Source organism: Bacillus sp. 1735sda2 (assembly GCF_024159245.1).
Classification (GTDB): Bacteria; Bacillota; Bacilli; order Bacillales; family Bacillaceae; genus Bacillus; species Bacillus pumilus_O.
The window spans coordinates 2,891,597-2,904,561 of the sequence record NZ_JAMYWZ010000001.1 but is presented as its reverse complement, the minus strand read 5'-3'; the positions used below and the strand labels follow the sequence as shown (position 1 = coordinate 2,904,561).

At 40.2% G+C, this 12,965-nt stretch carries 14 protein-coding genes and 1 other annotated feature; of the genes, 10 read left to right on the top strand and 4 right to left on the bottom strand.

Annotation, left to right across the window (positions count from 1 at the left end; all coding sequences use genetic code 11):
* The gene (locus NKR21_RS15085) at nt 1–1,080 is read left to right on the top strand and encodes a tetraprenyl-beta-curcumene synthase family protein (RefSeq protein ID WP_144457600.1); all 1,080 of its coding nucleotides are present in this window, start codon (nt 1–3) and stop codon (nt 1,078–1,080) included.
* A gap of 15 nt (nt 1,081–1,095) precedes the next feature.
* On the opposite strand, the gene mnmM is transcribed toward NKR21_RS15085, so the two are convergent.
* Together mnmM and mnmL are read right to left on the bottom strand one after the other, a co-directional pair.
* Nucleotides 1,096–1,671 carry a tRNA 5-(aminomethyl)-2-thiouridylate-methyltransferase MnmM gene (gene mnmM, locus NKR21_RS15080; RefSeq protein ID WP_144457602.1) on the bottom strand — a complete coding sequence of 192 codons (576 nt, stop codon included), beginning with the start codon at nt 1,669–1,671 and terminating at the stop codon, nt 1,096–1,098.
* Complete coding sequence (mnmL, locus tag NKR21_RS15075; protein ID WP_144457604.1) at nt 1,668–2,633, bottom strand: tRNA modification radical SAM protein MnmL/YtqA; 966 nt, start codon at nt 2,631–2,633, stop codon at nt 1,668–1,670. The genes mnmM and mnmL overlap by 4 nt, the downstream gene beginning before the upstream one ends.
* A 152-nt stretch (nt 2,634–2,785) precedes the next feature.
* On the opposite strand from mnmL, the gene NKR21_RS15070 reads away from it, so the two are divergent.
* From NKR21_RS15070 to NKR21_RS15040, 7 genes are all read left to right on the top strand, one after another.
* On the top strand, nt 2,786–3,061 hold the full coding sequence (locus NKR21_RS15070; RefSeq protein ID WP_034665376.1) for a YtzC family protein: 276 nt from the start codon (nt 2,786–2,788) through the stop codon (nt 3,059–3,061).
* A 141-nt stretch (nt 3,062–3,202) separates the two neighbouring features.
* Nucleotides 3,203–3,382: a hypothetical protein gene (locus NKR21_RS15065; protein WP_003217546.1), complete on the top strand. Its 180-nt coding sequence runs from the start codon at nt 3,203–3,205 to the stop codon at nt 3,380–3,382.
* 17 nt (nt 3,383–3,399) lie between these two features.
* Entirely contained in the window at nt 3,400–3,792 is a 393-nt protein-coding gene (locus tag NKR21_RS15060) for a GntR family transcriptional regulator (protein ID WP_144457606.1), read from the top strand.
* Nucleotides 3,785–4,663: an ATP-binding cassette domain-containing protein gene (locus NKR21_RS15055; RefSeq protein ID WP_041815864.1), complete on the top strand. Its 879-nt coding sequence runs from the start codon at nt 3,785–3,787 to the stop codon at nt 4,661–4,663. Before NKR21_RS15060 ends, NKR21_RS15055 begins: the two co-directional genes overlap by 8 nt.
* Complete coding sequence (locus NKR21_RS15050) at nt 4,657–5,649, top strand: ABC-2 transporter permease (RefSeq protein ID WP_144457608.1); 993 nt, start codon at nt 4,657–4,659, stop codon at nt 5,647–5,649. Before NKR21_RS15055 ends, NKR21_RS15050 begins: the two co-directional genes overlap by 7 nt.
* 20 nt (nt 5,650–5,669) lie before the next feature.
* Entirely contained in the window at nt 5,670–6,368 is a 699-nt protein-coding gene (locus tag NKR21_RS15045) for an ABC transporter ATP-binding protein (protein WP_144457610.1), read from the top strand.
* Complete coding sequence (locus tag NKR21_RS15040) at nt 6,358–7,668, top strand: ABC transporter permease (protein ID WP_012010964.1); 1,311 nt, start codon at nt 6,358–6,360, stop codon at nt 7,666–7,668. Before NKR21_RS15045 ends, NKR21_RS15040 begins: the two co-directional genes overlap by 11 nt.
* 63 nt (nt 7,669–7,731) lie before the next feature.
* On the opposite strand, the gene NKR21_RS15035 is transcribed toward NKR21_RS15040, so the two are convergent.
* Entirely contained in the window at nt 7,732–8,430 is a 699-nt protein-coding gene (locus NKR21_RS15035; protein WP_186299660.1) for a coiled-coil domain-containing protein, read from the bottom strand.
* An 89-nt stretch (nt 8,431–8,519) separates the two neighbouring features.
* Nucleotides 8,520–9,323 (bottom strand): YtvA family blue-light photoreceptor, encoded by an 804-nt coding sequence (ytvA, locus tag NKR21_RS15030; RefSeq protein WP_012010962.1) that lies wholly within the window; start codon nt 9,321–9,323, stop codon nt 8,520–8,522.
* Between the two features lie 425 nt (nt 9,324–9,748).
* Here ytvA and NKR21_RS15025 point away from each other — a divergent pair, with 425 nt between their 5' ends.
* Both NKR21_RS15025 and leuS read left to right on the top strand, forming a co-directional pair.
* The gene (locus NKR21_RS15025) at nt 9,749–10,078 is read left to right on the top strand and encodes a DUF4257 domain-containing protein (protein WP_003217692.1); all 330 of its coding nucleotides are present in this window, start codon (nt 9,749–9,751) and stop codon (nt 10,076–10,078) included.
* Nucleotides 10,079–10,181: 103 nt separating this feature from the next.
* Nucleotides 10,182–10,403, top strand: a binding site (T-box leader).
* A gap of 97 nt (nt 10,404–10,500) precedes the next feature.
* Nucleotides 10,501–12,915 (top strand): leucine--tRNA ligase, encoded by a 2,415-nt coding sequence (gene leuS, locus NKR21_RS15020; RefSeq protein ID WP_041815857.1) that lies wholly within the window; start codon nt 10,501–10,503, stop codon nt 12,913–12,915.
* The last annotated feature ends 50 nt before the right edge of the window (nt 12,916–12,965 follow it).

Below are 12,965 nucleotides of genomic sequence, written 5' to 3'. Positions count from 1 at the left end.
TTGTCAGTACCAGAGCGTCCTTTTGCACTGATGACCAAGGTGTATAAAGATATTTTTCCGCTTGTACATCAGGAGCTGAAAAAGTGGCGGGCTCATGCAGAAATGATTGAAAATGAAGAACTGCGTACGCAGGCATTAGCGAGCATATCAAGTAAAACCTTTCACTGCGAAGGCGGAGGCATTTTATCTCTTCTAGCAGGTGAGGCGAAAGAAACGTGTATTGAATTCATTGTGGCGTATCAAACCATCAGTGATTACTTAGATAACCTATGTGACCGCAGTACGTCGCTTGATCCAAAAGATTTTCATATGCTGCATCAAGCAATGAGAGATGCGCTTGATATACATGCTGAGCTCAAGCCTTACTACCAATTCCGTGATGATCAAGAGGATCATGGGTATTTACACGCGCTTGTCCGCACATGCCAAGACGTGCTGTCGCGCCTTAATCATTATCCGATCATTCAGCCATATTTACACACGCTGTGCGATTACTACAGTGATTTGCAAGTACATAAACACGTCGTTCCTCATGAGCGTGTTCCGCGGCTAGAATCGTGGTTCCGCCAATATGAAAAGGATTTGCCTAAGATGGAATGGTATGAATTTTCAGCTTGTGCAGGATCAACGTTAGGGATTTTCTGTCTTGTGGCGTATGCGCTGCAGCCAGACTTTACAGAAAAGCAGGCGAAGCAAATTTACGAAAGTTATTTCCCTTATATTCAAGGTCTGCACATTTTACTTGATTATTTAATTGACCAAGAAGAAGATCGGCTTGGAGGAGATCTAAACTTTTGCTCCTACTATGCTTCTCATCATGAGATGATGGATAGACTTCAGCATTTTATTGAAAAAGCGGATGAGCAGCTGAAAGGCATTCCGCATGAAAACTTTCATAAATTAATTAACAGAGGATTATTGGCCGTCTATTTGTCCGATGAAAAAGTGACAGCCCAAAAAGAGATGAATAAGCTGGCAAAACGGCTGATCAGATCAAGCGGGAAAACATCGTTCTTTTTCTATATCAACGGTAGAGCTTACCGGACCTATCAGAAAATGCCGTGGATGAAATCCTCATAAAAAAGCTCAAATCCATTAGGATTTGAGCTTTTTTTCAATGGCGACCACAAAAGGCGGGTCGTTTTGAATATTCATGTATTGATATGATAAAACTTGTACCTCTTCATGAGGAAGTGATTTGCAATAGTCGAGAAGCACTTCTTTTTCTCTTTTCCCTTCGGGGTGTCCATGATAGATCACAAGGACGATCAGACCTCCGGGTTTAAGCCAGTCGAGAAGCTGCTCAATGGCTTCAATGGTTGTATGAGCTTGAGTAGTGACAGCTTTATCGCCTCCGGGCAAGTACCCAAGGTTAAACACTGCACCAGAAATATGCCCATAAACATCTTTTGGCAGGTATTGAGCTAGTTTTTCATGACCAGCGTGAATCAGATGAACATAAGGATATCCCTCGCCAAGCCTTTTGCGTGTCTGCTCTACGGCTTCTTCTTGTACGTCGAATGCGAAAACTTGTCCATCAGGACCGACAAGATCAGCTAAATAGAGTGTATCATGGCCATTTCCCATCGTTGCATCAATAACGATATCACCTTTTTGACAAGCACGTTCTAACAGCTCTTTACTAAAAGGGAGCATGCGTTTCAAGATCATTTTGCTGCTTCTTCCAATCTGACGAAACGTTTGCCTTGGTAGCTGTTACGTCTTTCAAGCTCAGCATTAATGGAATTTAATACTTCCCACTTGTTTACACTCCACATTGGACCAACCATTAATTCAATGGGGCCATCGCCTGTAATACGATGAATAATCATTTCAGGCGGCAGGATCTCCAGCTGATCACAAACAAGCTGTACATATTCTTCTTGGCTTAGAAACTCCAGTTTACCTTTTTCGTATTGCTTGACCATTGGAGTTCCTTTTAAAAGGTGAAGCAAATGAATTTTAATTCCTTGCACATCTAAATCAGCAACAGCTTTTGCTGTCTCCATCATCATGTCCCGGTTTTCAAGAGGCAAGCCGTTGATGATATGCGAGCAGACACGAATGCCGTGTTTTCGCAGTTTTTCTACACCTTCTACGTAGCATTCATAATCATGGGCACGGTTAATGAGCATCGCTGTCCGTTCATGAACTGTTTGAAGACCTAGCTCTACCCAAAGATAAGTCCGCTCATTTAATTCAGCTAAATACTCCACCACGTCATCTGGCAGGCAGTCAGGTCTTGTCGCAATGGATAAACCAACCACACCATCCAAATTCATCACGGTTTCAAATTTTTCCTTTAAAACAGGAAGCGGGGCGTGTGTGTTTGTATACGCCTGAAAATACGCCATATATTTTCCGTCTTTCCATTTTGTATGCATCCGGTCCTTGATTTCGTTAAATTGAGTGACGAGATCATCCGCCCTGTTTCCTGCAAAGTCACCAGATCCTGCGGCACTGCAAAATGTACAGCCTCCATGGGCTACAGTACCATCACGGTTTGGGCAGTCAAAGCCGCCATCTAAGGCCACTTTAAATACTTTATGACCAAAGTGCTCTCGCAAATGATAGTTCCATGTGTGATAGCGTTTTTCGCTGTTTGAATATAAAAAAGGGTTATGCTGATCCAAGTCAGTAACCTCCTTGCGTAATAATAGGCATCCTTAAAGTTTAACAAAAATCATGAAGGAGGACAATTGAATCTGTCCAACATTTTCTTTAGTGAAAAAGCTTTACGTGGGCAAAATAGGCGGGAGCAATGATGAAATGGAGGGAATGCAGGATGGCAACAAGGCAGTCAATCGATGAATTTATCCAAAAAAGTACTGAAACCCTTGAGTTTGCAAATGAGCAATTTGATTTGAACTTACGCCAAGAGCACTATAATGAGGACGAATTTTCTAAGGCACAGCTTATGCTGGAAGATGCGGTGAACGAATTAGAAAAATTAAAGGATGTCGCCAATGACCAGCAAAGAGAGCGGTTAGACAGAGCGCGTGTTCAAATTCAAAGCTTGCAAAATCAAATGATTTTAGGTATTTCTTACGACAACGAATGATGAACAGATCCTTTTTAAGGGTCTGTTTTTTATTTTTTGAAAGGTTATTGACTTTTCGATTGAGTGTCTATATTGTATTAAGTGTACTATATCAACTAATACACTAAAGACACTTAAAAAAGTGAAGAAAGGTGTTCAACCATGAAAAAAGAAAAAAAACCAATTAATTTAAAGTGGATGGTGCTGGCTGTTGTGTTAGCATGTACATTTTTTTTCGTTCTCGTTTTCATTGGTTTTGAAGTTCAAAAAGATTTGATCCTTAATTCAATCCCTTTAATGCAAGGGCATGAACAAGCAATAGGACTGCAAAAGCATGAATGAGGAAAGAGGGAGCCATCATGATTCAAATAGATCCACGAAGCGCTGCGCCAATATATGAACAAATCATTGAGCAGTTAAAAATTTTATGTCTAAAAGGTGTAATGAAACCTGGAGACAAACTGCCCTCTGTCAGAGAGCTCGCCACTATTATCATCGCCAATCCTAACACCGTCAGTAAAGCATATAAGGAGCTTGAGCGGGAAGGGATTATTGAAACACTAAGAGGCCGCGGAACGTATGTAACAGAAGAGGCTCATTTAAAGCTGAATGAAGGGAAGGTATTGGAGATGAAAGAGCAATTAAGACAACTCATTATAGAAGCTCATTATGCCGGTATTGATATTCAACAACTGAAGGAATGGATAGAAGAGATCGGCTCAAGTCTTGAGGGAGGAAAAAAAGTTGATTGAGGTTAGAAATGTATCGAAGACATTAAACGGACGTGAAGTACTCAGTAACGTTTCCTTCAAATTAGGCGAAGGTGAGATCTTTGGTTTGCTTGGTAGGAATGGCTCTGGTAAAACAACTCTTCTCCGCTTGATTCAGCAAATTCTTCTTCCAGATGAAGGAGAGATTTATTTTAAAGATGTGCTTGTAAAAGACCACCCGTTAGTGAAGCAAAATATTGTGTATATGCCAGTCGTCAATCCTTACTTTGACAGATACAATTACGGGCAGCTTGTCCAGCTGTTAAAGCATATTTACCCGAAGTTTGACGTGACATATGCCAATGAACTTGTAAATCGCTATGAAATTCCGGAAAAAGTAAAATACCGCGAACTATCGACAGGGTTAAAAAAGCAGCTCTCTTTAATTTTAAGCTTTGCGATCAAGCCAGCCGTGATTCTATTAGATGAACCGACAGATGGTATTGATGCCGTCACAAGAAATGATGTTCTTCAGCTCATGATCGACGAGGTAGCAGAACGTGAAACGTCGATTCTCATCACATCGCACCGATTAGAGGATATTGAGCGTATGTGTAACCGAATTGGGTTTTTAGAGGGAAATCAACTCACAAGTGTCATGGATCTTGATGAATTAAAGAATGATTATGTCAAAATCCAGATGGCATTTGAAGAAGATATGAACTTGAGTATAAGAAAAAATGGCGTTGCGATATTAGATCAAGCGGGCATTTTTTATACAGCGCTTGTTCTTAAAACCGATGTAGAGGCTAAAGAGTATTTGAAGTCGCTACAGCCAAAAGTATGGCATGAACTGCCTGTGAATTTAGAAGAAGTATTCATTGCAAAGTTTGGAGGGAAACGGAGATGGTAAAGCGGCAATTATTATATAAGGAATGGAAGCAATCAGAGCTGACATTTATTTTAGTGATGCTGGTTGCAGTCTTTACGACGCCATTATCCTTTTTGCTTGGATACTCATCCTTTCAAACTTGTTTAAATGATCCGACATGTATAACAGTAGATAATGGATTTTATTATAATTTCAGTTCTGATATTTTTATCGCCCTCTCATGGACTATGGGTTTGTTTTTTGCGATTATCCAGCTGGGATATGAAAGAAATAAAGGACAAATTGATTTTACTTTATCCTTGCCGTTTAGCAGAAGTACCATTTTTCATACAAAGTTTTTCTTAGGTGCCGGAATTATCACACTCGTTCATGTATTGTCATATGCCTTCACTTACTTACTCATATTAGGCATCCAACCAAAAGAGACGTTTGACTTTAATAGTAGTTACCTCATTGCACTTGTGTCTACCCTAATGATTTATAGTTTGTGTCTTGCAGCAGGTGCTTTAACAGGAAGCGCAATTAGTCAAGCCATTGTCACATTCAGTACATCGATATTGCCATATTTATTAATTTGGCTTCCGATGTTCCATTTGGATTTTATTTTCAAAACGGATAGATCATGGGTCGATGCAAGTTTTGACCATTTTATTATGCCGATATCTCCTATCACTTATATTACAGATTTTAAATATCGAGATGCAAGTGACTATCCAACATGGTTCACTGGTGAAGAATTCATCATACCCATTGTGATGATGATTGTATTTTATCTCATTGGTTTGTTTAGCTTTATGAAGCATCCTATTGAACGAAATGGCCGTTTCTTCCTTTATGCAAAAATGGATAGACCGATTCAGATTTTGGTCATTGCCTTCGGTGTTCTAGGGTTTGGATGGGTTGGATTTTCTTCTGACACCTCCATATTGGGTTATATTGTCGGCATGATCATCGGCGGTGTTGTAGGCGCACTAACAAGTTATTTCTTAATATATCGAAAAAGATAAACAGAGAGTAGGGAGTAGAGATGATTCAGATTCAATCGTTAGATCATGTATTTAAAATCGGTAAAAAGGGCAGAGAGAATGAGATTCCTGTGCTAAAAGGGATTGACCTATCTATTAAAAGAGGCGACATTGCTTGTATAGTGGGACGAAGTGGCTCGGGGAAATCTACCCTATTGAACTTAATTTCAGGATATATTACGCCGACGGGCGGACAAATTGTCATTGATGGTACCGATGTGACAGGATTTAATGAAAAAGAATGGGCGGACTTCCGCTTAGATCACTTTGGTTTTATCTTTCAAAGCTTTCAATTGATCGGGAGCTTAACAACGTATGAAAATGTTGAACTTCCGCTCACTTTAAAAGGTGTGAAGCCGTCTGAACGAAAGGCGAAAGTAAATGAAATGCTGAAACGAGTAGGTCTAGAACATCATGCAGGGCATTATCCGAATGAGTTGTCAGGCGGGCAGCAGCAGCGTGTGAGTATTGCAAGAGCCTTGATTTTAAATCCCTCTATTATTTTAGCGGATGAACCAACAGGCAGTCTAGATTCAGAAACCGAAGGAGAAATTTTAGCTTTTATCCAGCAGCTCAATCGTGAAAAAGGAATCACTTTTGTCATCATTACACATGACGATGAAGTCGCTTCAATCGCAGATACCACGTTTCAGCTCCATGATGGTGTATTAAAGAAAGGGGAACAATCCATTGAAATTTAGAGATCAGGTCAAATTCATTAGAAGAAACATGAAGAAAAATAGACTGCGTGTGTTTATGACCATTCTTGCGACGACAATGGCATGCTCTTTCTTAATCGTTTTAGCATCTGTCGGCTTTGGACTGCAAAAATCAGCGCAAGATGAAATTATGAAACAGCAAATCATTACTGAAGTGAAAGTGTTAGGCAAGGAAAAAGGTGACGTCAAAGTAGATGATTTAAAGAAATATGATCATGTGAAATCTGTCGTCTCAAGAACAGCGATCAATCCATCGGTTAACGTCGAGCTTGGTGACCGCTCAAGTGAAACGCAGGCAGCTCTAACCGATATGAAAGAAGAAAAAGAAGCAGGGCTTGAGCTAGACCGAGGAAAAGTTCCGACATCAGCGAACGAAATTGTGGTCGGGTATCATATGGCTGAACAACTGTGGACAAAAAAAGAACGCCAAGCCTATGAAAAAAAATTAAATCAGACATCAAATGGCGAAGAAATGCCAGAGGAGCCTAAGGGCTACACAAAAGATATTTTAAATAAAGTGATTCAAGTCAAAGTACCGAAACTCAACGAAGAAAATGAAGTCGTCAAAGAAAAAACATTTGATTTCCGTGTAGTAGGTGTGTTGAAAAAGCCAAACCTGGAGTGGCAAGAAGATCATAAAATTCTTATTCCAAATGCGTATGAAAAGGAATTTGGTCAAGTGCTCGATCTATCTCCTGAGGCAGGAAATGTCGAGAAAATGACCTCTGTCTATGCAGATAAATTCGACAATGTCGGTGCACTCACGAATAAGCTCACAGATGAGGGCTACCAAGTCATTTCTGTGACGAATCAGCTCGAAGGAATGGATATGTTCTTTACAGTCTTCAAAATTGGACTTATTTTTGTTGGATGTATTGCGGTCATTATTTCTGCGATCGGGATTTTCAATACGATGACAATGGCAGTAACAGAGCGGACACAAGAAATTGGGATTATGAAAGCCATTGGCGCGAATCCATCCATTATCAAGCGAATGTTCCTTATGGAAAGTGCTTATATTGGGGTGATTGGGTCGATCATTGGTATTATCATCTCATATATCATTAGTTTCGCCGTTAACTTAATCATTCCAGCCATTTTATCGTCTATGTCAGAGGGAGGGTCAAGTGAACAATTTTCGATTACCTTCTCCTACATTCCACTTAGCCTTGTGATTACAGCAACAGTGATTAGTGCAGGGGTAGCCATCCTTTCAGGGCTCAACCCAGCACGTAAAGCAACAAAAACGAATGTATTAGCAGCATTAAGAAGAGAAATCTAAAAAAAGAACCTCCTAAGACACCCGGTGGGTCTGATAGGAGGTTCTTTTTTTCATGACATATGGCTATTGCTTAGGTGCCCGGTACCCTGCACGCTCTGCTTCTTCTACGGAGCAAAACATTTTAGTTACATTTTTGGTTCTAGAGTAGTATCTGCTGCTCGGTGTGTGATAAATACCGTTGACACTTCCTTTGATGTTACAGGCTGCAGATTCTTTTTTTGTTTCCTTCTGTGATTCATGACCGCCTGTGCTTTTTCCTTCATCTTTAGGAGCGGAGCGTTGAGTTGTAGAAGACTCCGTATCGTTGCCGCTTTTCTTGTTCTCTTTTTTTAGGGTTTCGTTGCTTGAGGTAAGCTTGTCTATTTTCTCTTCAAGCGCTTGAATGGTCTTTTCTTGCTTTTTGACTGTTTCTTTTTCTGCGGTGATGGTTTCTAGCTTTTTCGTTAGTTTTTCTTTATCCTTTGTTGCGTCCTCTAAAGAAGCGGTCAGTTCTTCTTTATCAGCTTTTAAGCGCGTTATGTCAGAAGTGAGCTGTTTTTGATCCTTTAAGAGCTGTTCTGAAGATGGATCTGCTTGTGCCTTCGGTGCATCTGTGGAATAAAATGGTAATGACATAATGGAAAAGATGAGACCCAAGATCAAGAAAGGATAAAATAATTTCTTTGAAAAGATTTGCGCATTCTGGTGTTTGAGTAATAAGAAATTGACGGCATATCCAATGGCAAAACAAACACATAAAAGACCTATGATGAGTAACATCATTATCTAGTAGCCCCCCTACATCTTTTGTTACATCTATCATACCTCGTTTTTCCATTTTTAGGAGGCGTTTTAACTAAAAAAACCCTGTTTTACACAGGGTTTTCAGCTAATGGTAATCCTTTGATTGCTTCCTTAACTGTCAAATAAGTGATTGTATCATGGAAATCTGTATCTAAGTCTTTCATCTTCATGGCAAGCTGCGGTTTGATCCCTGTGATGATCAGTTCCGTTCCAGTTAAATTGAGAAGATGATGCAACTTGAAAATGCGTGCTGCAACGGAATCATCGACATCGATTAAACCAGAAAGGTCGACAATTAAGTAATCATCCTTTGAATCATCTAATATACAAGTTAACTTCGCGACAATGGCATCAAATCGTTCTTCAGATAGTTTTCCAATGAGTGGTAGAGCAGATACACCATTTTTGATTGGGACGATTGGCGTCGAAAGAGAGGTGACTTCCTGTAAGGAATCTTCTAGGAGCTGTTCATATTCTTTCTGTTTCGTAATATCCTTTTGAAAGCCAATAAAAAATGTTTTATCGTCTTGTTCAATGTATAGAGGATCTATATTGAGTTCATTCCAAAAAAAAGTACCGTCTTTTTTATAATTTTTTAGCTGTGTGGTAATAGGTGTTTTATTCTGAATTCCTTGACGTATTAAATCGAGCTGCTTTTGATCTGTGTCTTTCCCTTGAAGGAATCGACAATTACGCCCAAGAATCTCATCTGGTTTGTATCCAGTCATGTGTGTAAAGCCATGATTCACATAAATGATAGGGTTATCCTCTAAAGAAGGGTCTGTAATGACAACACCGATCCGCGCATGATCTAGCGCTTTTTTTATGAGTTCAAGCTGTTTTTGTAAGCCGAAGATGTTCGAGCTGACCATATTACCCTCCTTTGTTGCTGCTATCAGACATATCAAATGGTTGTCTTTTCAACCAAAGGTATTCCTTACTAACGTAACATAACATATGTTCTGTTTCAACGATTGCAATGGCTTTGTTAAATTTGTCATCATAGTTTGTCCTCCATTAGAATATAGTAAGTAAGGAGACTTTTCTTTAGAAAAAGAAGGAATCAATTGCTCATAATTCATAAAATGACAAAAATAGTTAATATGGATTAGGTAAAAATGATTCCAATGCATCAAGATTGTTTTGGGTCATTCACATATAATGGAAGAAACAAGCTTTTTTTCTTCGTTAGAGAGAATAGACCTTTTACATGGATTATGACGGAACAGCAGAATGGCATTACAGGGGGCTGGACAGCCTGAAGTCGCTTTACTATTCTAAGGGCTTTAGGAAGGTGATGAAAATGCTGCAACAAGTCATTATTGCTTGCGCCATTGGAGGGGTCATGGGCATTCTCGGTCACGTAAAGAAAAAAGGCAGGCTAGAGAAGCCCAGAATGACAAAAAAGTTTATTTATTTAGGGTTTATTGAAGATTGGCTCGTTGGGATGATTGCCGCTACACTGCTTGTCTTATCCTCAAATCCCGAATCTAGTCTGCACTTGGTCATCTTATCAATTATTTCAGGTTACGGAGGAGAAGCAGTTCTGCGAAGCTTTGACTTTGTAAGAGAACAGCATTCACAGAATGCAGACTCCAACCGTCATAACCGCTCTCCACACGAATAATATCCTCTATTTTACCCTGATCTAGGGTACATTCCCATTGTATACAAACCTGCTTGCACTTATGATCATAATTCTATAAAATACTACTTAGATGACGGTTACGATAAGAACAGTGAAGAGGAGTAGTAGGAAAGCAGTATTTGTCTTTAGAGAATTGACGGCTGGTGAAAGTCAATCAAATCTGCTTCTGAACTCGCCTCAGAGTTGCAGTTGCGTTAAAGCTTCTGTCGCATGTCTGCGTTAAAGATATTAAGTGAGCGTACAAACAGAAAGTTACGCTAACAAGGGTGGTACCGCGGGAACCAAAAAATCTCTCGTCCCTTTCCAGGGATGAGGGTTTTTTGTTGATTTTAGAAAAATCTGAATTCTTGCAGTGGTCATCTGAGCAGATACAGCCGTACATATTAAAGGAGGTTTTCACATTGAGTTTTCAGCATCGGGAAATTGAAAAGAAGTGGCAGGATTATTGGCTGACACATAAAACATTCGCCACATCTGACTCGGAAGATAAACCAAAGTTCTATGCACTTGATATGTTTCCATACCCATCAGGAGCAGGGCTTCATGTCGGGCACCCTGAGGGCTACACAGCAACGGATATTTTATCACGTATGAAACGTATGCAGGGATATGATGTTCTTCATCCAATGGGATGGGACGCATTTGGTCTTCCAGCAGAACAGTATGCATTAGATACAGGGAATGATCCGGCGGTCTTTACAGAAGAGAACATCAATAACTTCCGCCGCCAAATTCAATCACTCGGGTTCTCGTATGATTGGGATCGAGAAATCAACACGACTGATCCGAATTATTATAAATGGACACAATGGATTTTCTTGAAATTGTACGAAAAGGGATTGGCGTATATTGATGAAGTACCAGTAAACTGGTGCCCAGCGCTTGGCACAGTCCTTGCAAATGAAGAAGTCATTGATGGAAAAAGTGAGCGCGGAGGGCATCCAGTTGAAAGACGTCCAATGAAGCAATGGATGCTAAAAATTACGGCTTATGCGGACAGGCTGTTAGAAGATTTAGAAGACATTGATTGGCCTGAAAGCATTAAAGATATGCAGCGTAACTGGATTGGACGTTCAGAAGGTGCACACGTTCATTTCGAAATAGAAGGACATGACGAACAGTTTACTGTATTTACAACACGTCCTGATACATTGTTTGGTGCAACCTATGCGGTACTTGCACCAGAACATGCACTGGTTGAAAAAATTACAACAGCTACTCAAAAAGAGGCAGTCGAAGCATATATAAAAGAAATTCAATCTAAGAGCGACTTAGAGCGTACAGATCTTGCAAAAACAAAGACGGGTATTTTCACTGGCGCTTATGCCGTCAATCCATTAAATGGTGAAAAGATGCCGATCTGGATTGCAGATTACGTGCTGGCTACTTATGGAACAGGGGCGATTATGGCGGTACCTGCCCATGATGAGCGTGACTATGAATTTGCCAAAACATTTGATCTTCCAATCAAGGCAGTTGTCGAAGGCGGAGACATTGAAGAAGAAGCTTACACAGGTGATGGAAAACACATCAACTCTGATTTCCTTGATGGATTAGGAAAAGAAGAAGCGATTGAAAAAGTCATTGCATGGCTGGAAGAACATCAAAAAGGCGAAAAGAAAGTCACTTATCGTTTAAGAGATTGGCTATTTAGCCGTCAGCGTTATTGGGGTGAGCCAATTCCAATTATTCATTGGGAGGATGGAACGTCTTCAGCTGTTTCTGAGGAAGACCTTCCACTGATTTTGCCTAAGACGACTGAGATTAAGCCAAGTGGTACAGGTGAATCACCTTTAGCGAATATCAAAGATTGGGTTGAGGTTGTCGATCCTGTTACAGGTAAAAAAGGACGCCGTGAAACCAATACAATGCCGCAATGGGCAGGCAGCTGCTGGTATTTCTTACGTTATATTGACCCGCATAACTCAGAAGAACTTGCATCTCCTGAGAAGTTAAAGAAATGGCTTCCGGTTGATGTATATATCGGCGGAGCAGAACATGCTGTACTTCATCTTCTATATGCACGCTTCTGGCATAAGTTTTTGTATGATATTGGTGTTGTTCCAACAAAAGAACCTTTCATGAAATTGTTCAACCAAGGAATGATTCTTGGGGAAAATAATGAAAAAATGAGTAAATCAAAAGGAAATGTTGTCAATCCAGATGATATCGTAGAATCTCATGGTGCGGATACTTTACGACTTTATGAAATGTTCATGGGACCTTTAGATGCATCAATCGCTTGGTCTGAAACAGGACTTGATGGTGCTCGCCGTTTCCTTGATCGAGTATGGCGTCTCTTCACAAATGAAGATGGCACAATCAGTGATAAAGTAACGGAGCAAACTGGAGGCGCCTTAGAACGCAGCTATCATGAAACTGTGATGAAGGTAACAGACCATTATGAGGGACTGCGCTTCAATACAGGGATTTCACAATTAATGGTGTTTATCAACGATGCCTACAAGGCTGATACATTGCCGAAAGAATATGCAGAAGGCTTTGTGAAACTTCTTTCTCCAATTGCACCGCATCTAGCGGAAGAGCTTTGGAATAAACTTGGTCATGAAGGGTCTATTTCTTATGAAGCATGGCCACAATATGACGAGTCAAAGCTTGTCGACGATGAAGTAGAAATTGTCGTACAGTTGAATGGGAAAGTGAAAGCAAAATTAACTGTTCCTGCTGATGCCACTAAAGAACAATTAGAAGATCTTGCGAAAAGTGATGCACGTGTAAAAGAACAGCTTGAAGGGAAAACCATTCGCAAAGTGATTGCGGTTCCTGGGAAGCTTGTCAATATTGTTGCGAATTAATGATGACACCCATCGGTATAAACCGGTGGGTGTTCTTTATTTCCCGGGAC